The organism is Sphingomonas abaci, from assembly GCF_014199625.1.
Classification (GTDB): Bacteria; Pseudomonadota; Alphaproteobacteria; order Sphingomonadales; family Sphingomonadaceae; genus Sphingomonas; species Sphingomonas abaci.
In genome coordinates this window covers 124,604-145,404 of the sequence record NZ_JACHNY010000003.1, presented here as the reverse complement: position 1 = coordinate 145,404, position 20,801 = coordinate 124,604, and the positions used below count along the sequence as shown (strand labels likewise).

General features: G+C 69.5%; 9 protein-coding genes. 7 read left to right on the top strand and 2 right to left on the bottom strand.

The window, feature by feature from the left end; translation table 11 throughout:
* Positions 1-71 precede the first annotated feature (71 nt).
* Positions 72-2,240 (top strand): primosomal protein N', encoded by a 2,169-nt coding sequence (locus tag GGQ96_RS08235; protein ID WP_184113477.1) that lies wholly within the window; start codon positions 72-74, stop codon positions 2,238-2,240.
* A 208-nt stretch (positions 2,241-2,448) separates the two neighbouring features.
* Here GGQ96_RS08235 and galA read toward each other — a convergent pair whose 3' ends face one another.
* The gene (gene galA / locus GGQ96_RS08230; RefSeq protein ID WP_184113475.1) at positions 2,449-5,349 is read right to left on the bottom strand and encodes a beta-galactosidase GalA; all 2,901 of its coding nucleotides are present in this window, start codon (positions 5,347-5,349) and stop codon (positions 2,449-2,451) included.
* Between the two features lie 26 nt (positions 5,350-5,375).
* A complete protein-coding gene (locus GGQ96_RS08225) occupies positions 5,376-6,113 on the bottom strand; it encodes a GntR family transcriptional regulator (protein ID WP_184113473.1) in 738 nt (245 codons plus the stop codon).
* Between the two features lie 489 nt (positions 6,114-6,602).
* Between GGQ96_RS08225 and GGQ96_RS08220 the strand changes: the two genes are divergently transcribed.
* From GGQ96_RS08220 to GGQ96_RS08195, 6 genes are all read left to right on the top strand, one after another.
* A complete protein-coding gene (locus tag GGQ96_RS08220; RefSeq protein ID WP_184113471.1) occupies positions 6,603-9,365 on the top strand; it encodes a TonB-dependent receptor in 2,763 nt (920 codons plus the stop codon).
* Positions 9,366-9,535: 170 nt separating this feature from the next.
* The gene (locus GGQ96_RS08215; RefSeq protein WP_184113469.1) at positions 9,536-11,854 is read left to right on the top strand and encodes a beta-N-acetylhexosaminidase; all 2,319 of its coding nucleotides are present in this window, start codon (positions 9,536-9,538) and stop codon (positions 11,852-11,854) included.
* Complete coding sequence (locus tag GGQ96_RS08210) at positions 11,851-14,439, top strand: beta-mannosidase (protein ID WP_425506692.1); 2,589 nt, start codon at positions 11,851-11,853, stop codon at positions 14,437-14,439. The genes GGQ96_RS08215 and GGQ96_RS08210 overlap by 4 nt, the downstream gene beginning before the upstream one ends.
* Complete coding sequence (locus GGQ96_RS08205) at positions 14,436-16,976, top strand: glycoside hydrolase family 3 C-terminal domain-containing protein (protein WP_343058967.1); 2,541 nt, start codon at positions 14,436-14,438, stop codon at positions 16,974-16,976. Before GGQ96_RS08210 ends, GGQ96_RS08205 begins: the two co-directional genes overlap by 4 nt.
* Positions 16,973-18,400: a glycoside hydrolase family 125 protein gene (locus GGQ96_RS08200; protein ID WP_184113467.1), complete on the top strand. Its 1,428-nt coding sequence runs from the start codon at positions 16,973-16,975 to the stop codon at positions 18,398-18,400. Before GGQ96_RS08205 ends, GGQ96_RS08200 begins: the two co-directional genes overlap by 4 nt.
* Positions 18,397-20,721: a GH92 family glycosyl hydrolase gene (locus GGQ96_RS08195; protein ID WP_184113465.1), complete on the top strand. Its 2,325-nt coding sequence runs from the start codon at positions 18,397-18,399 to the stop codon at positions 20,719-20,721. The genes GGQ96_RS08200 and GGQ96_RS08195 overlap by 4 nt, the downstream gene beginning before the upstream one ends.
* The last annotated feature ends 80 nt before the right edge of the window (positions 20,722-20,801 follow it).

The window sequence follows — 20,801 nt, the reverse complement described above, 5'->3', positions numbered from 1 at the left end:
CCGCCGCGCCAGCGCCACCGCCAGCGCCAGCGCTTTGCGGGCCGACGCCAAACCCCCATATGGCGGCCGATATGTCCCGCACCCGCGTCCTCCTGCTCAATGCCGCCCTGGGTCCGCTCGATTACCGCGTGCCGCACGGCATGACGGTCGAGCCCGGTTCGATCGTCGTCGCGCCGCTCGGCCCCCGCCAGTTGCTGGGCGTGGTGTGGGAGCCGGAGCGGATGCCGTCCGACGCGGAGGTCGGCGACAACCGCCTGCGCCCGCTGCTCGCCGCCGCGCCGGTGCCGCCGCTGGGCGACGCGCTGCGCCGGCTGGTCGAATGGACCGCCGACTATTATCTCGCGCCGCCCGCCGCGGTGCTGCGCATGTGCCTGTCCTCCACCTCGGCCTTGGAGGGCGCGCGCAGCGTCACCGAATATCGCGCGACCGGCCAGGTGCCGCCGCGCCTGACGCCGCAGCGCGAACAGGCGCTGGAGCGGATCGCCGACCGCCAGGGCCTGATCCGCGAGCTCGCGACCATCGCCGAGGTGTCCGACGCGGTGATCCGCGGCCTCGTCAAGACCGGGGCGATCGAGGCGGTGGAGGTCGATATCGACAGCCCCTATCCCCGGCCCGACCCCGATCACGGCGCGCCGACCCTGTCCGACGACCAGCGCGCCGTCGCCGATATCCTGGTCGCCAATGTCGACGCCCGCGCCTTCCAGCCGACCCTGCTCGACGGCGTCACCGGGTCGGGCAAGACCGAGGTCTATTTCGAGGCGGTGGCGGAGGCGATCCGCCAGGGTCGGCAGACCATCGTGCTGCTGCCCGAGATCGCGCTGACCGAGCCGTTCCTCAAGCGCTTCCACGACCGGTTCGGTTGCGAGCCGGTGGCATGGCACAGCGGATTGCGCTCGACCCAGCGCCGCCGCGCCTGGCGGGCGATCGCCAGCGGCGAGGCGCTGGTGACGGTCGGCGCGCGCTCGGCGCTCTACCTCCCCTATCGCGATCTCGGCCTGATCGTCGTCGACGAGGCGCATGAGACGAGCTTCAAGCAGGAGGAGGGCGTGCATTACCACGCCCGCGACGTGGCGGTGATGCGCGGGCTGTTCGAGCGCTGCCCGGTCATCCTCGCCTCCGCCACCCCGGCGATCGAGACGCGCCAGCAGGTGGAGCTCGGCCGCTATGCCGAACTGAAGCTGCCCGGCCGCTACGGCGTCGCGGAAATGCCGACGATCGAGGCGATCGACCTGCTCAGCCAGCCGCCAGAGCGCGGCCGCTGGCTGGCGCCCAAGCTGGTCGCGGCGATCCAGGACCGGATGGAGAAGCGCGAACAATCGCTCCTCTACCTCAACCGGCGCGGCTATGCACCGCTCACCCTCTGCCGCAATTGCGGCCACCGGTTCCAATGTCCCAATTGCACCGCCTGGATGGTGGAGCATCGGCTGGTGCGCCGGCTGGCCTGCCATCATTGCGGCCATGTCCTGCCGACTCCGCGCGCCTGCCCGGAATGCCAGGCGGAGGAGTCGCTGGTCGCCTGCGGCCCCGGGGTCGAGCGGATCGCCGACGAGGTGACCGCGCTGTTTCCCGAGGCGAAGGTGGCGGTGGTCACCTCCGACACCATCTGGTCGCCGGCGAAGGCGGCGGAGTTCGTCGGGCGGATGGAGGCGGGCGATATCGACATCGTCGTCGGCACGCAGCTGGTCACCAAGGGCTATCACTTCCCAAATCTGACATTGGTCGGGGTGGTGGATGCCGATCTGGGGCTGGAGGGCGGCGATCTGCGCGCCGCCGAGCGGACCTTCCAGCAGATCCGCCAGGTTTCCGGCCGCGCCGGGCGCGGGACCAAGCCGGGTCATGTCTACATCCAGACGCACAGCCCCTCCGCGCAGGTGATGCAGGCGTTGGTCACGGGCGATTCGGACGCCTTCTACGCGGCAGAGACGGAGGCGCGGCGCGATGCCGGCGCGCCGCCCTTCGGCCGCTATGCCGCGATCATCGTCAGTTCGGAGGACCAGGCGTGCGCGCAGGAGACGGCCCGGCTGGTCGGCCGCAGCGCGCCGCAGGTGGAGGGGATGATGGTCTATGGTCCCGCGCCCGCGCCCCTGGCGATGCTGCGCGGCCGCCACCGGTTCCGCCTGCTCGTCCATGCCCGCCGCGCGCTCGACGTGCAGGACGTGATCCGCGACTGGCTGGGCACGCTCGACTGGTCGCCCAAGGCGCGGGTGACGGTGGACGTCGACCCCTATAGTTTCCTGTAGACGCTGGCTGTTCGGTTGCTTGGTCATTGCGAGCGCAATGAAACGACGACGAAGCTGTATCATCCCCTTTTCTGCATCTCAGCGAAGACGAAACCTCCGCCAAAGCCCCCGCCTACCATCCCGGAGAAGGCCGGGATCCAGTTGGGAGACGCTGGCGGGTTGCAACAATCGTTCCGTGACTGGACCCCGGCCCCCGCCGGGGTGGGAGTCAGCGCCCCGTCAGCATCACCCCGCCGGTGATCCCCGAGGGCGCGCCGGGCGCCGCCTCGACCAGCAGCACGACGCGGCGTTCGCCCGGACCGGCGGGCAGCGCGCCTTCGAACGGCGCCGGGGCGGGCGCGTCCTTGACCGCCACCTTGCGGCCATCGACCCAGAGCTCGGCCCGGCCCGTGACTTCGGCGAAGCGGAGCATCCCGCCCTCCGCCGCCATGCGCCGCCACGGGGTCACCGCGCCGCGATAGAGCCGCCAGCGCCCCGCCGGGTCGGCCGGGACCGCCAGGCTGCCACGCTGGAAGGCCCAGCTGTTGTTGTCGCCGTCCGCCGGGGCCAGGTCGATCGCGGGCCGCGCGGCAAAGGCCGCCGAGCGCCGCCATTCGCGCAGGCCCTGGGCTGCCGGGGTCGCCGGTACCTGCGCGCGGGGCGGCACCGCCAGTCGGTCGATCACCAGCCGCGCCGGCTTCAGCCCATCCGCCTCGGCCCGCATCACGATGGAACCGCGACCGGTGCCGGCCTGGAGGATCGCCTGCGCCAGACCGTTGAACAGCGACCTGGCACCGCCCTTCTCGGCCTCGTGGCTGTTGGGGTCGCCATTGCCGACGCCGATGATGGTCGCGCCCTCGACCGTGAACCGGGTCGCCAGGTTCGCGGTCGGCACATGCCGTCCCGCCGCGTCGACCGCGTCGATCGTGACCGGCTGCGCATCCTCGTCGTCGCCCGCCATCACCGTCCGCGCCGGGGTCAGGCGCAGCGCGACCGGCGGCCCCGCCGTCTCCTGCGCCGCGCGCGCGACCGCGCGACCGCCGCGGATCGCCACCACCTCGATCCGGCCGGGCGCATAGGGCACCGTCCAGGCATTGCCCTGCAGCCGGTCGACCGCTTGCGTCCCCAGGTCACGGCCGTTGAGGCTCAGGCGCACCTGCTCGGCATTGCTGGCGACGAAGACGCGGATCGGCTGCCCCTCCTTCCCCGCCCAGTTCCAGTGCGGCACCAGCCCGACTACCGGCGCATCGTCGGTCCAGGCGGCGCGGTGGATGTCGAACGCGGTCTTGGGAAAGCCGCACAGGTCGAGGATGCCGAAGAAGCTGGACACGGTCGGCCAGGCATAGGGCGTCGGCTCGCCATGATAGTCGAAGCCGGTCCACACGAAGCCCCCGGCCACGAACGGCCGATCAGCGATCGCCTGCCATGTCGCGCGGTGCGTGCCGCCCCAGGAGGCGGCCTCGTCGTCGTACGAGGTGATGACGTGCTTCGCCGGATCGCTGGCATAGGCGCCGCGCGTCTCGAACGCGCTGGTATCCTCCGAACTGGTCAACGGCCGCCGGGGGTAGAGGCGGTGGAACTTGTCGTAATCGCCCTGATAATAGTTGAACCCGGTGACATCGACCACGCTCGACACGTTGACCGGATCGAAGAAGCTGCCGTTCATCGCCGCCGTCACCGGGCGGCTGTCGTCCAGCCGGTGGACGGCATGGGCCATGCGCCGCACCATCTCCGCACCGGCCTCGGTGCCCTGCATCGGTTCCTCGTTGAAGACCGACCACAGGATGATGCTGGGATGGTTGCGGTCGCGCCGCACCATCCATTCGAGCTGCGCCGTCGTCTCCGGCGCGGGATTGAACTGGCGGTTCTCGTCCATCACCAGGAAGCCCATGCGGTCACACAGGTCGAGGAACTCGGTCGCGGGGGCATTGTGCGAACAGCGGATCGCGTTGCAGCCCATCGCCTTCAGCCGCTCCAGCCGCCAGCGGATCAGCGCATCGGGCACCGCCACGCCGACGCCGGCATGGTCCTGGTGCAGGCAGACGCCCTTCAGCTTGACCGGTCGGTCGTTGAGGAAGAAGCCGGTGTCCGCATCGAAGCGCAGGGTGCGGAAGCCGATCGGGATGCGCCGTTCGTCCACCGCCGCGCCGTCCGCGATCACGCGGGTGACAACGCGGTGGAGCGTCGGCCGCTCGACCGACCACAGCATCGGCGATCCCGCCGCCAGCGTCAGGGTCGCGACCGTCTCGTCGAGCGAACCGACCGTTGCCTCGGACGCAGCGTTGGCCAGGCTGCGGCCGTCGGGCGCGAACAGCTCCGCCTCGACCCGCACCGTCCTGGCCTCGCGCGCGACGCTGGACAGGGTGACGGCGACCGGCACCCGCCATTGCCCGTCGGCCCCCTTGCGCGGGTCGCAATGCACCCCGTCGGTCGCGATCGCCACCGGTGCGCGGCGGATCAGCCAGACGTGGCGGTAGAGGCCGGCGCCCTCGTACCACCAGCCCTCCATCGCCGCCGCATCGACGCGAACCGCGATGACGTTCGTCTCGTCGCCGAAGCGCGCGAACGGCGTCAGGTCGATGTTGATCGTGTTGTAGCCGGACCAGTTATGCGCGACCAGGCTGCCATTGACCCAGATGGTGGCGTGGGTGGCGATGGCATCGAACTGCAGCTCGATCCGCTTGCCGCGATCGGCGGGGTCCAGGCGCAGCGTGCGGCGATACCAGCCGATCCCACGCGGGCGGTAGCCCTGCGAGACATTGGCGGTCTCGACAAAGGGCTGGAACGACGCCCAGTCGTGCGGCACGCGCACCGACTGCCAGTCCGAATCGTCATAGGCCATCGCCGCCGCGCCTGGCGCATTGCCCGCCTTGGCGAGCAGATAGGTCGCCTCATGCGTCGTCGCCGGCGGCGGCACGATGTCGCCGGGGTGGAACAGCCAGCCGCGCTCCAGCAGCGTCCGGTTCGGGTCCTGCACCGGCAGCGCCTCGGGCAGGTCGCGGGCGGGCGCCGGCATCGGCAGCGCGCCGCCCTCCCCCATCGCCAGGCCGCGCGGGGCCGCGTCGCCACGCCCTGCCAGGGAGAGTGCGCCGAGACCCGCGCTGGCCGATAGAAGCTGGCGTCGATTCATGGCGTTACGTCTCCCGGCGATTCACGTTATATATCCGATAATTCGGCCACGAAGTCATAGGCATCGCCGCGATAATAGGAACGGGTAAATTCGGCGGCGCGGCCGTCCTTCAGGAATCCGCGTCGTTCGATCAACAGCCCCGGCTGCCCATTGTCGACGCCCAGCATCTTCGCATGGTCCGGACCGAAGGGCACCGCGCGCAGCCGCTGCAGCGCGCGCACCGGGCGGCAGCCCGATTTCTCCAGCGCGCTGTAGAGCGACTCCCCGACCGCGCCGACCGAAGGCAGGCAGTAGCCGGCGATGGTCGAGAATTCGAGTGCCATGGGCTGGTCGTCGGCATAGCGGATACGCTGGAAGCGGAACACCGGCGCGCCCGGCGACAGGCCCAGCGCCATCGACTCCTCGGGCGAAACGGTGCCCGCCGCGCGCGAGATCCAGCTGCTCGACGCGGACTTGCCGCGCGCGGCCATGTCCTCGGAAAAGGAGGACAGCTTGGAGAAGCTCTTCTCGACCCGTCCCGCGACGAAGGTGCCCGCGCCACGCCGGCGGGTCAGCAGACCGTCCTCGACCAGCCCCTCGATCGCCTTGCGCACGGTGATGCGCGAGATGCCATATTCGGTCGCCAGGTCGCGTTCGGCGGGGATCGCCTCGCCCTGGGTCAGAACATTGTTACCGATCGCATCGCGGATCAACTGCTGGAGCTGAAGATACAGCGGCGACGGGTGATCCTCCCGGATCTGCCCCACCTGATCGGAAAATGCCATGCCTGCTCCCGTCCTCTACCCGTGTCGCCCGGCGACATCGTCGGACCCGCATCACCGCCGCTCGAAGAGCCGGTATGCTACAAGCGCGTCGGATCGGCGTCTTTGTCAAGACCTTTCCGGACCGATCCCGTGCCAGTGAAGAAGCGGCGGCTGGATCGCGGTGCCGTGACTCGCCCCCGTCCGTGAACCGGTTACAGGGTTTTCATCCGGATCAGTCCCCTATCGCCAATATTGGTCGCAATCGATACCGGCGCGCCGACATGTCATCTTGATTCACAACTGAAACAAATACTTAGCTTGGCGACCGAGCCTTGTAACACAACCGCAATTTTCGGTAGCGGAGTGGATATGGATTGGTTATGTTACCGGTCGCACCCAATGGACCGACGGGACGATCGATCAGGGGGCGACCATCCGCCAGTCGCGGATGACACAGGGCTTTTGGGGGGAGCGGCGCGACTGGGCGCATCTCCGGATTTGGGGAATGCTATGCGCTTTCGGCATCTGATCTTGCTCACCACCGCCATGACGGGCTTCGCGGGCGCGGCGCACGCGCAACAGACGCCGCCGCCCGAGACGTCCGCGACCAGCGAGACGCCAAGCGAGGCGGGCGACGACATCGTCGTCACCGGCATCCGCGGCAGCCTGCGCGAGGCGATCAACGTCAAGCGCCAGGCCAATGCCGTGGTCGACGTCATCACCTCCGAGGACGTGGGCAAGTTCCCCGACCGCAACGTCGCCGAATCGCTCTCGCACATCCCCGGCGTCAGCATCGACCGTCGCTTCGGCGAGGGCGAGAAGGTTGCGATCCTGGGCACCGATCCGGCGCTCAACCGCATGCTGCTCGATGGCCATGCGCTCGCCTCCGCCGACTGGGGCGGCAACGACAACGACCCCAGCAGCCGCACGTTCAACTATTCGCTGCTCGCGCCCGAGCTGGTCGACCGGCTCGAAGTGTACAAGTCGCCCGAGCCACGGATCGAGGAAGGCAGCCTGGGCGGCACCGTGATCGTCCGCACCCGCCGGCCGCTCGACCTGCCCGCCAACTCGATCTTCGCCTCGGGCGGCTATTCGTACAACGACCGGTCCGAAAAGGGCAATGTCCGCGCGTCCGGCCTCTATAGCTGGAAGAACCGGAGCGAGACGTTCGGCATCCTGGGCGCGGTCACCTACGACAAGCAGAATCTGACCCGCGCGGGCGTGGAGTTCTTCGGCTATCAGAGCGGTGCGGACTTCTTCCAGAAGAACGCCGACGGCAGCGTCCGCCGCGACGCGTCGGGCCAGGGCATCCTGCAGAACCCGAACGCCACCGTCACCGGCGGCAGCAAGGAGGATCTGATCAAGGCAGTGGCGCCGTTCGGCATCAACTACGCCTATTTCCAGCAGCAGCGCCAGCGGATGAGCGTGTCCGGCACCGCCCAGTTCCGCCCGACCGAACAGCTCACCTTCACGCTGAACGGCCTCCACATCGACGGCAACTACAACAATTACAGCCAGTCGATGTACACCATCCCGGTCGCCTGGACCGGCAATGTCCTTCAGACGGCGAACGTCGCCAACGGCGTGGTCAATTTGGCGACCTTCGCCGCCGCGACCAACCAGAGCGCGCAGCTCGACACGCTGGTCCGTCATACCAAGCTGAAGACCGACAACATCAACTTCTTCGGCGACTGGGAAGGCGACAACGGCGCGAAGGTCAGCTTCGTGGGCGGCTGGTCGAAGGCGACCGGCGGCCGCAACCCGGAATATCTGTTCAACGTGCAGACCAAGCTGCCGTTCAGCTACGCCTTCACCAATGACTCGGCCGAGGTCAACTTCGTCGGCGACCCGACCAATCCGGCCAACTACTTCACCAACCCGAACAACAATCCGGCGCAGATCGAAGGACGTCCGGTGATCGTCAACGGCGCGCAGCTCAATGCCGCCCAGATCGGCGGCCTGGACTATAGCGTCACCACCGATCGCGACATCTTCGGCGGCTATGACGCGGTGATCCCGGTGTCGTTCGGCCCCTTCACCCAGCTGCTGCTCGGCTCGCGCGTGACCGAGCACGTCAATCGCGTCGACGCGCGCGGCATCAACACCTATCTCCAAAGTTCGAAGCTGGCATCCCAGCTCGGCGTCACCACGCTGGTGACCCCGGACGGCGTCTTCTCGGGCAGCGGCGGCACCGGCAACGCGACCCGCTACCTCAACCTGCCCGAGCAGGCGGTGATCGACATCCTGGCGAACGCGATCAACAGCCCGCTCGTCAACAAGATCGGCGCGTCGACCCGCGTCAAGGAAACCGTCGCGGCGAGCTATGCGCAGCTCAACTTCGACCAGGGCGGCTTCCGCGGCAATCTGGGCGGCCGGCTGGTCTACACGCAGGACGTGTCCGACTATGCGCTGACGCTGAGCGGCGTGGTCAACCCGGTGCCCGTGCCGACCCGCACCACCACCGACTATCTGAAGTTCCTGCCCAGCTTCAACATCGCCTATGAAGCCAGCTCGAAGCTGATCTTCCGCGGCGCGGTGGCCAAGGTGATCTCGCGCCCCCGCTACCAGGACCTGGCGGCGGCGACCTCGCTCAACGACGTGACGCTTGACGGCGGTGGCGGCAATCCGAACCTGAAGCCCTATGAGTCGGTCAACTACGAGCTGACAGCGGAATTCTATCCGCGCGCCGGCACGCTGCTGGCCGCCGAGCTGTTCCGTCGCGAGATCAGCAATTACATCATCAACACGCGCACCAACGCCGAATTCTTCAACTCGCTGCAGAACCGCCTGACGACCTATAGCGTCAACCAGCCGATCAACGGCGGCAAGGCCAAGGTCAACGGCGTGCTGGTGTCGGCGCAGAGCGAGATCTGGGCCGGCTTCGGCCTCCAGGCGAACTACAGCTACCAGGACAGCAGCACCTCCTCCGTCGACTCGAGCGGCGCGGAGCTGAACCTGCCCTATCTGTCGAAGCACACCGTGAACGTGATCCCCTATTTCGAAAGCGGACCGTTCCAAGCGCGCCTGAGCTACAATTATCGCAGCTCCTACTTCCGCACGATCGGCCGGCTCAACTCGCGCGAGATGGTGGCGCCCTACAGCCAGCTCGATTTCTCCGCGAGCCTGAACCTGACCAAGGACCTCTCGATCGCGGTCAATGCGCAGAACCTGCTCGACGAGACCTATCGCCAGTACAACGCCACCCCGGATCGCCCGACCGCCTTCTACAAGAACGGGCGGACTTTCGCGGCGAGCGCCACCTTCCGCATGTAATCCGCTTCCCCTGGGGCCGGATCGCTCGACAAGGCACGATCCGGCCACAATCGGGCTCCGATGTTCGCATCGGGGCCCTTTTTTTGTGCAAAATCGTCAACGCCATGGACGCGGCCGTCTGGCTTCGTCATGATACCTGACCATACCAAAACGAAACCAGGGGGCCGGTCATGATCCGCAACGCGTCGCTTCTCCTTGCTACGACGTTGCTCGCGTCGGCCGGCGCCGCCGGCGCGCAGACCGCAGCCAAGCCCCTTCCCCTGATCCCCATGCCGCAATCGGTGACGCGCGCCGCCGGCAGCTTCACGGTCGTCGACGGCGCACGCCTCGGCACCCCAGCCGGTGACGCCGGCGCCGCCGTCGCCGCGCGGCTGCTGGCGGCGCATGTGAAGGTCGAGCGCGGCCTGACCCTCGCGCCGGTCGTGGGCGACGCGCCGATCCGCTTCATCCGCGACGCCGGCGTGGCCGGCGCGGAGGCCTATCGCCTCGACGTGGATTCCCGCGGCATCCGCATCGCCGCCTCGGGCGACCGCGGCCTGCTCTACGGCGCGATGACGCTAGCGCAGCTGATCAGCCCCGATCGCGCCTTCGGCCGGCCGGCGGCGGTGCCCGCGCTCGCCATCGCCGATGCGCCCCGCTTCCCCTGGCGCGGACTGATGATCGATCCGTCCCGCCACTTCCAGCCGATCGACTTCCTGTACGGCGTCGTCGACCAGATGGCGGCGGTGAAGCTCAACACGCTGCACCTCCACCTGACCGACGACCAGGGCTGGCGGTTCGAGGTGAAGCGTTATCCCAAGCTGACCGAGATCGGCGCGTGGCGCACGCCCCCGTCGAGCGGCGGCGCCCCGGGCGCGCGCGTCGGCGGCTTCTACACGCAGGCGGAGTTGCGCGGACTGGTCGCCTATGCGGCGGCGCGCGGCGTCACCATCGTGCCGGAGATCGACCTGCCCGGCCATGCCCAGGCGCTGGTCGCCGCCTATCCCGAGCATGGCGTGCTGGGCGACCGGCCGCCGGTCGGCCATGACTGGGGCGTCAACCCCTATCTCCTCAACCCGCAAGACTCGAGCGTCCGCTTCATCGAAGATATCCTCGACGAGCTGATAGACGTGTTCCCCGGCACCTATATCCATCTGGGCGGTGACGAGGCGGTGAAGGACCAGTGGGAACGCTCGCCGCAGGTCCAGGCGCAGATGCACAGGCTGGGTCTCAAGACCGAGATGCAGATGCAGAGCTGGCTGATCGACCGGTTCGGCGCCTATCTGGCGTCCAAGGGACGGCGGCTGATCGGCTGGGACGAAATATTGGAGGGTGGCCTGCCCGCCTCGGCCTCGGTCATGTCGTGGCGCGGCGACAAGGGCGCGGTGGAGGCCGCCAATCAGGGCCATGACGTGGTGCTGTCGCCCGCCCCCATCCTCTATTTCGACAATCTGCAAAGCGCGTCCGACGACGAGCCGCCCGGCCGCCTCGCGATCCAGACACTGGCCGACGTGTACCGGTACGAACCGATGCCCGCCGGCATCGCCCCCGACAAGGCGCATCACGTGCTGGGCGCGCAGGCGAACAGCTGGTCCGAATATCTCGTCACCCCCTATCAGGTGCAGCACGCGCTCTTCCCACGCGCCGCCGCGCTGGCGGAGATCGGCTGGTCGCCCAAGGCGGCGCGCGACTTTCCCGGCTTTCTCGACCGACTCCAGCCGCAGGTCGCGCGCTGGCGGCGGTCGGGGATGGAGGTGGCGGACAGCGCCTTCGCGGTCGGCTATACGCTCCAGGGCAGGGCCGCCGACGCCTTGCGCGCCGGACGGGTGACGGTCGCACTGGCAACGCAGGCCCGCCATGGCACGATCCGCTACACGCTGGACGGCAAGGATCCGACCCCGCGAGCCCGCGCCTATGCCGAGCCGCTGATCGTCGCGCCCGGCACGGTGATTCGCGCTGCCGCCTTTGGCACGGATGGCGGCGCACTGGCCGTCACGCGCGATTTCGCCACGACCCGCGCCGCGCTGATGACGCGCGACGCCAGCCAGTTCGCCGCCTGCCCGTCGCCGGATAGCATCGGCCTGCGCATCCCCTTGTCGACCGAGGCGACGGCGAACGCGCCCGCGTTCAATCTAAACATCTTCGACACCTGCACCGTCTATCCCGCTGCGCCGCTGTCGCTGGCGACGGGGTTCACGGTCGCGGTCGCGCGGCCGCCGCGCAACTTCGGGCTGGCGCACGATTTCACGAAGGTCCGCCAGCGTTACAATGTCACGCCCCATGGCGAGCTGGTCCTGACCGCCGGCTGCCCGGTCACGGACGGGCCGAGGCCGCCCGTGCTCGCCACCTTCCCCCTGCCCGATCCGGCCACCGCGCCCAACCGCTTCCGCTTCACCGGCTCGCTGCCTGCCGGCCTGGCGGATGGAGATATCTGCATGCAGTTCACCTCGCCGACATCCGACCCCTTGTATACGATCGAGCAGATGCAATTGCTGGAGCGCCGCAAGTGAAGTCGGGTCGCCTGCTGGGAGGGGTCGGGCTGATCGCCCTGCTCGCCGCTCCCGCGCTCGCGTTCGCGGCGGCGCGCGAGGATGTGGCGCTGGACAGGGGCTGGCAGGTCCGGCTCGACCCCGCCGATGCCGCCGCGATCAAGGCGCACCCCAAGGAAGCGCGCTGGCTGCCCGCCTCCGTCCCCGGCAGCGTGCAGCAGGATCTGATCGCCTCGCACCGCGTCCCCGATCCGTTCATCGGCACCAACGAGGGCGCGATCCAGTGGGTCGGCCTGTCCGACTGGCAATTCCGCACCAGCCTGACGGTCACGCCCGCGATGCTGGCGCGCGATCATCTCGACCTGGTGTTCGACGGGCTCGACACCTTCGCGACCGTGCGCGTTAACGGCACGGTGCTGCTGACCGGCGACAATGCCCATCGCCGCTGGCGGGCGGATGCCAAGGCGCTGCTGAAGCCCGGCGCGAACGTGATCCTGGTCACCATCGCCTCGCCGATCCGCCACCTGCAGCCGATGGTGCTGGCGGACAAACACCCGTTGCCCGGCGAATATGATTCCGCGTTCGGCGACGAGCCCAAGGGCAAGCAGACCTCGCCCTATATCCGCAAACCCAAATACCAATATGGCTGGGACTGGGGTCCGCGCATCGTCACCATCGGCCTGTGGCGGCCGGCGCGGCTGGAGGCGTGGGACGATGCCCGGCTCGACCGGTTCCGCGTCGCGCAGGACGCGCTGACCGATACGCAAGCCCGGCTGACGGCCCATGCCACCGTCGTCGCCGACCGGGCGGAGACGGTGACGATCCGCGCCACCGTCACGACCCCCGACGGCCGCACCCTGACCGCCGAGCGGCAGGCAGACGTGGCGGCGGGCCGCAACGACGTGACCGTCCCACTGTCGATCCCCGATCCCCGGCGCTGGCAGCCGGTCGGTTACGGCGCGCAGCCGCTCTACACCGTCGCCGCGACGCTGGCGGCGAAGGGCGAGACGATCGACCAGGCCCGCCGCCAGATCGGTCTGCGCACCGTGACGCTCGACCGCCGCGACGGCGCCTTCGGCTTCGTGGTCAATGGCACGCCGATCTTCGCCAAGGGCGCGAACCTGATCCCGTTCGACAGCTTCCCCGCGCGGGTGACGCCGCAGACGATTCAGTCGCTGCTCACCGCCGCGCGCGACGTGAACATGAACATGATCCGCGTCTGGGGCGGCGGCTATTATCTCGACGACAGCTTCTACGAGATGGCCGACCGGATGGGCCTGATGGTGTGGCAGGACTTCATGTTCGGCGGCGCGGTGACGCCCCCCGACGCCGCCTTCCGCGAGAATGTCCGGATCGAGGCGGACGAGCAGGTCGCGCGGCTGGGCGACCATCCCTCGATCGTGATCTGGACCGGCAACAACGAGGTGCTGTCGGGATGGGAGAACTGGTCCGACCGCAAGGCCTATAAGAAGGCGATCGGCCCGGACGGGCAGGAGCGGATCGGCGCTGGCATGGCGGTGCTGTTCGACCGGGTGCTGCGCGGCGCGGTGACGGCGAACAGCCCCGGCACCCCCTATATGCCCGGATCGCCCTCCAGCGACTATGAAGGCCCGGTCGATACCGACGCCAATGGCGACCGGCATTTCTGGGACGTCTGGTCCGGCTCCAAGCCGGTCGAGAATTACCTCGATTCCTGTCCGCGCTTCATGTCCGAATATGGCTTCCAGTCGATGCCGGCGATGGCGACGATCCGGGGCTTCGCGGGCAAGGGCGTGCTCGCCGCCGACAGCGCGGTGATGAAGGCGCACCAGAAATTCCTGGCCGGCGAGGGCAATGCCCGACTGCAATTCTACATCGACCAGCGGCTGCGCCCGGCCAAGGACTTCGCCGACTTCGTCTACCTGACCCAGGTCAACCAGGCGCAGGCGATCGACCTCGCCGCCCGCCACCACCGCGCCTGCCGCCCGGTGACCATGGGCTCACTCTACTGGCAGCTCAACGACGTCTGGCCCTCGATCAGCTGGGCCAGCGTCGACTATGACGGGCGGTGGAAGCTGCTCCATTATGCCGCGCGCCGCTTCTTCGCCGCCCAGACCATCGTCGCCGAACACAGGGACGGCGCGACCCGCGTCACCCTGGTCTCCGACGCCACCACGCCGACACCCGCCCGCTGGCGGCTGAGCGTGCGCGACATGGCCGGCGCCGTGCTGTCGACGCACGAGGCGGCAACGACGCTCGCCCCGCTGTCCGCCGCCACCGTCGCGACGCTTCCCGACGCGACGCTGTTCGGCAGCGCCGCGCCGGCGCACAGCTATGCGGTCGCCGAGCTGTTCGTCGGCGACCGTCGCGTCAGCCGCGTGCTGGTCGACCGGCTGGTCCCCAAGGACATGGCGCTGCCCGATCCCGGCATCACCACGACCTGGTCGGGCGACCAGGTGACGCTGACTGCGCGCAACCTGGCGCGGGGCGTGATGCTGGATGTCGGCGCCTTCACCGGCGGCCAGCCCTCCGACAATGGATTCGACCTGCTGCCGGGCGAGAGCGTCACCGTCCGCCTGCCCGCCGCCGCGCGTAAAACCCTGACGATCCGGACCCTTGCCCGATGATGATGCTCGCCCTGCTGCTCGGCTCCGCCGATCCCGTCGCCGCCGCCGTCGCGGCGATGACGCCCGAACAAAAGGCCGCGCAGCTGCAAAGCACCGCGCCCGCCGACGCCGCCGCCGGCCTGCCCGCCTATGACTGGTGGAACGAGGGACTGCACGGCCTGGCCCGCAACGGCCAGGCGACCGTCTTCCCCCAGGCGATCGGACTGGCGGCGACCTGGGACGTGGACCTGATGCAGCGGGTCGGCACCGTCGTCTCGACCGAGGCGCGCGCCAGGTTCAACGCCCGGCCGGCGAACGCGGACCGGCGCATCTATGAGGGGCTGACGATCTGGTCGCCCAACATCAACATCTTCCGCGATCCGCGCTGGGGTCGGGGTCAGGAAACCTATGGCGAGGACCCGTATCTGACCGGCTCGCTCGGCGTCGGCTTCATCCAGGGCCTGCAGGGGCCGGACCCGACGCATCCGCGCGTCATCGCCACGCCCAAGCATCTGGCGGTGCATAGCGGGCCGGAGGCGGGGCGCGACAGCTTCGACGTCGATCCCTCGCCGCGCGACGTGGAGGCGACCTATCTGCCCGCCTTCCGCCGCACGCTGACCGAGGGCAAGGCGCTGTCGCTGATGTGCGCCTACAACTCGATCCACGGCACCCCGGCCTGCGCGGACGGGCCGCTGCTCAACGATCGGGTGCGCGGCGCCTGGGGCTTCAAGGGCTTCGTGGTGTCGGACTGCGACGCGGTCGCCAACATCCACCTGTTCCACCATTACAAGCTGGACGCCGCCGCCGCCGCCGCCGCCGCGATCCGGGGCGGCAACGACCTGAACTGCGGCACCACCTATGCCGCGTTGCCTGAGGCGCTGCGGCGCGGGCTGGTGACGCAGGCCGAGGTCGACACGGCGCTGGTCCGCACGCTGCGCGCGCGCCAGCAACTGGGCATCGCATTCGGCGCGACCAGCCCGTGGAGCCGCATCAAGCCGAGCGCGGTCGCCACTCCCGCCAACCGCGCGCTGGCGCTGGAAGCGGCGCGCAAGTCGATCGTGCTGCTCCAGAACCGGGACAACCGCCTGCCGCTCCGGCCCGCCACAAAGCTCGCCGTGATCGGCGCGGATGCGGACGACCTGGGCGTGCTGGAGGGCAATTACCACGGCACCGCCGTCACCCCCGTCACGCCGCTGGCGGGCCTGCGCGCCAGATTCGGCGCGGTGCGCTATGCGCAAGGATCGGTGCTGGCGGACGGCGCGCCGGTCGTGCTGCCGGAGACGGCGCTGCGCGCCAACGGCCAGCCGGGCCTCGCCGCCAGCTACAGCGTCGGCGGCAAGACGGTGCTGACCCGGCAGGAGCGGCGCATCGACGTCAACATCAACCGTACCGCGCCCGCGCCCGGCCTGCCCGCGACCGGCTATGTCGCGCGCTGGAGCGGCGAGTTCGTGGCCCCCGGCCCCGGCCAATACCGGTTGGTGCTCGACCAGGCGCAATGCTGGAAGGACTGCAAGACCCACGACACCGCGCGCGTGACGCTGGGCGGCAAGACGCTCCACGACGGCCCGCTGCCCAAGGGCCGGGTGGAACTGACCGTCGACAGCGACGGCATGGCCCAGCCCTTCACGATCGAGCTGAATCATCAATCGGAGGATGAAAGCTTCCGCCTGCTCTGGCTGCCCCCGGCCGAGCCGCTGATCGCCGAGGCGGTGGCGGCGGCGAAGCAGGCCGATGTCGCGGTGGTGGTCGCCGGCCTGTCGCCCGATCTGGAGGGCGAGGCGCTGTCCGTCTCCGTCCCCGGCTTCGTGGGCGGCGACCGCACCGACATCGCCCTGCCGCTGCCGCAACAGCGGCTGCTTGCCGCGCTGAAGGCGACGGGCAAGCCGATCGTGCTGGTGCTGGCGAGCGGCAGCGCGGTGTCGGTCGACCCGAATAGCGCCGATGCGATCCTGTCGCTCTGGTATCCCGGCGAATCCGGCGGCACCGCGCTGGCGGACGCCCTCTCCGGCGTGGTCAGCCCGTCGGGACGGCTGCCGGTGACGATCTATCGCCAGACCTCCGACCTGCCCGCCTTTGTCGATTACGGCATGAAGGAGCGGACCTATCGCTACTTCACCGGCACGCCGCTCTGGGGCTTTGGCCACGGCCTGAGCTATGCGACGTTCGGCTACGGCCGACCGAGCGCGCCCGCCAGCATCGCCGCCGGGCAGGACCTGACCGTCGAGACCGAGGTGTCCGCCACGGGCGCGCGCGGTGGCGACGAAGTGGTGCAGGCCTATCTGGTGCCGCCCGCCGCCGCCGGCACGCCCGGCCTGACCGATCCGGTGCTGCAACGCCAGCTCGTCGGTTTCCGCCGCGTGTCGCTGGGCCAGGGTGCGCGGACCAGGGTGCGCTTCACCATCGATCCCCGCGGCATGAGCATCGTCGAGCGCGACGGCCGCCGCCATGTCGCGCCGGGCGCGTACCGGCTGTGGGTCGGCGGTGGCCAGCCGGGCGATGGGCCGGGTCAGTGGCTCGACTTCGCGGTGACCGGCACCGATCAGGACCTGCCGAAATGATCGTCTCGCGTCGCTCGCTGATCGCCGGCACCGCCGCGCTCGCCGCCACGCCCGCGCTCGCGACGTCGCAGCCGGACTTCGCCAGCAAGCGCCCCGCCCCCGCCGACCGCCGCTTCACCAGTCGCGCGGTGGAGCGGGAGCTGGCGCGGGTATCCGCCCGGATCGGCGACGCCAAGCTGCGCTGGATGTTCGGCAACTGCTATCCCAACACGCTCGACACCACGGTCAGGATGGGGATGGCGGACGGACGGCCCGATGCCTTCGTCATCACCGGCGACATCCCCTGCCTGTGGCTGCGCGATTCCGCCGCGCAGGTGAAGCCGTATCTGCATCTAGCCAAGGGCGATGCCGATCTGCGCCGGCTGTTCCAGGGGCTGATCGCGCGCCAGTCGCGCTCGATCCTGATCGACCCGTACGCCAACGCCTTCATGGAGGACCCCAGCGCCCCGACCAATCTCGAATGGTCGCTGAAGGACACGACCGAGATGAAGCCCGGCGTCGCCGAGCGGAAATGGGAAGTGGATTCGCTCTGCTACGCGATGCGGCTGGCCTATGGATATTGGCGCGCGGTCGGCGACGCCACGCCGTTCGACGCGACCTGGGCGGCGGCGGCGCGGGCGATCCTGCGCACCTTCCGCGAGCAGCAGAGGAAGGACGGCCCCGGCCCCTACAGCTTCCTGCGCACCTCGAACCGCAACACCGAGACCATGCCGTTGTCCGGCTGGGGCAATCCGGCGCGGCCCAACGGCCTGATCCAATCGGGCTTCCGCCCGTCGGACGACGCCTGCCAATATCCCTATCTGATCCCCTCCAACCTGTTCGCGGTGACGACGCTCCGCGAGCTGGCGGCGGTCGCGGCCGAGGCGCGCCACGATACCGCGCTCGCCGGCGACGCCACCGCACTGGCCGCCGAGGTAGAGGCGGCGCTGCGCCAGCATGGCACGATGCGGCTGCCGGACGGCGCGCCGGTCTGGGCCTATGAGGTCGACGGCTATGGCAACGCGATGTTCATGGACGACGCCAATGTCCCCTCGCTGTCGGGCCTGGCCTATCTGGGCTGCGTCGCGTTGGACGATCCGCTCTGGCGACGGACGCAGGCGGCGGCATGGAGCGAAGCCAATCCCTATTTCTTCCGCGGCCGCGCGGGCGAAGGCATTGGCGGCCCGCATGTCGGCCTGCGCTGGATCTGGCCGATGTCGCTGATCGTCCGCGCGCTGTCCGCCACCGACGACCGGACGATCCGCGCCTGCCTTCAGACGCTTCGCGACACCGACGCCGGCACCGGCTTCATCCACGAGGCTTTCGACCAGGACGATCCCGCCAAATTCACGCGCCACTGGTTCGCCTGGGCCAATGGCCTGTTCGGCGAGCTGATCGTCACCCTCGCCCGCACCCGACCGCACCTGCTCCAGGATTTCGCATGACCCAGTTGTCGCGCCGCTCGCTCCTGTCCTCGTCGGCGCTCGCCGCCTGCGCCCTGCCGCTGCCCGCCTTCGCGAAGCCGGCGCAGGGTCCGGCGAAGGCGAACCTGTTCATCGGCACCGGCGGCCATGGCCATACCTATCCTGGCCCGACCCTGCCCTTCGGCATGGTGCAGCTCGGCCCCGACACCGATGTCGAGCGGTGGGACGCCTGTTCGGGCTATCACCGCACCGACACGTCGATCATGGGGTTCAGCCACACCCATCTGTCGGGCACCGGCATCGGCGACATGCTCGACGTGCTGGTGGTGCCGACCCGGGGACCGGTGAAGCTGCTGCCCGGCACGCTCGCCGCGCCGGAGACCGGCTATCGCCAGCGCTTCTCGGACGAAGTGGCGGAGCCGGGCTATTATGCCGTCACGCTGGAATCGGGCGTCCGGTCCGAGCTGACCGTGACCGAGCGGACCGGCTGGCATCGCCACCATTTCCCCAAGGGACCGGGCCATATCCTGGTCGACCTGTCGCACCTGATCCACGACAGTTCCGACAATCCGCCGCTCGTCACCGATGCCACGCTGACGGTCGGGGCCGACGGCAGCTTGAGCGGCGGCCGCACCGTCCATCGCTGGGCCAAGGGACGGCGCATCTTCTTCGCCATGCAGGCGTCGCGCGCGCCGGATCGCATCACCCTGTACGGCGACGACGATGCCCAGCAGCCGGCGGGATCGCGCGGCGTGGCCGGCAAGCGGCTGAAGGCGGTGCTGCATTATGACGATGCCGGCGCGGCGCCGATCCTGCTCCGCTGCGGCATCTCCGGCGTCGACGTGGCCGGCGCACGCCGGAACCTGGCCGCCGAGGCGCCGCATTGGGATTTCGACCGCACCCGCCGCGCGGCCCAAGACCTTTGGGCCAGCCATCTGGACGCCGTGCAGGTGACCGGCGGCACCCTCGACCAGCGCACGATCATGGCCTCCGCCCTGTATCACGCGCAGCTCGCCCCGACGCTCTTCTCCGATGTCGACGGCCGCTACGTCGGACTGGACCGCAAGGTCCACCAGCTTGCCGCCGGCGAGCGCGCCTATTCGACCTATTCGACCTGGGACACGTACCGCGCGCTGCACCCGCTCCTCACCCTGGTCGCGCCCGACCGCGTCCGGAGCCTGGTCGGCGACCTGATCCGCCAAACCCAGCAAAGCGCCTATGGCCCGCCGGTCTGGCCGCTCCAGGGGGTGGAGACGGGGACCATGATCGGCTGGCATTCGGTGCCGATTCTGGCGGAGGCGCAGGCCAAGGGCATTCCCGGCGACTATGCCGCCGCCTGGCCCGCCATCGCCCGGCGCAGCTTCGACTGGTCCGCGCCCGACCTCGACAACAGCAAGGGCCGCGACCTCTATGACCGGATGGGCTATGTGCCCGCCGACAAATGGTTCGAAAGCGTCAGCCGGACGCAGGAATATGCCTATGACGACTGGGCGGCCGCGCATCTCGCCCGCGCCGCCGGGCAAGGCGCGGCGGCCGACCGGCTGTTCCAGCGGTCGGGCAACTGGCGCAACGTCATCGACGGCAAGATCGGCTTCGCGCGCCCCCGCTTCGCCGACGGAAGCTGGTGGACGCCCTATGACCCGATCCAGCTCGGCCATATGCCCAAGCCCTGGTGGCGCGACTATACCGAGGCCAATGGCTGGCAGGCGACCTTCCTGAACCAGCACGATGTGTACGGCCTGATCGCGCAGATGGGCGGCGACGCGAAGTTCGAGGCCAAGCTCGACGCCCTGTTCACCGCGCCCTCGACCCTGCCCGCCAATGCGCCGCCTGACATCAGCGGGCTGGTCGGGCAATATGCGCATGGCAACGAGCCGGACCAGCACGCCCCCTATCTCTACGCCTATGTCGGCGCGCCGTGGAAGACCCAGGCGATGGTGCGACGGCTGTGCACCGAGATGTACCGGAACGATCCCGACGGGATCATCGGCAATGACGATTGCGGGCAGATGAGCGCCTGGTTCGTGCTGTCGGCGCTCGGCTTCTACCCCGTCGATCCGGTCGAGGCGGTCTACGTGTTCGGCTCGCCCCTGTTCGAGCGGGCGAGCGTACGGCTGGGCGGCGGGCGCACGCTCACGGTCGAGGCGCCCGGCAACGGGCCGGAGACGCCCTACATCCGCGCCGTCCGCTGGAACGGCAAGCCGTGGACCAAGAGCTGGATCCGCCATGCCGATCTGGCCCAGGGCGGCACGCTGAGCTTCCTGATGGGTGCGCAGCCCAATCGTGCCTTCGGTCGCGCCAAGGCCGACCGGCCACCGTCCAACGGCCGCATGGCCGTCTGACATGGGCTGGGGGGCCGCGATGATGCCGGGCGCGGGGGCGCTTACCCCCAACTGTTTCCCGGCGAAGGCCGGGGCCCAAT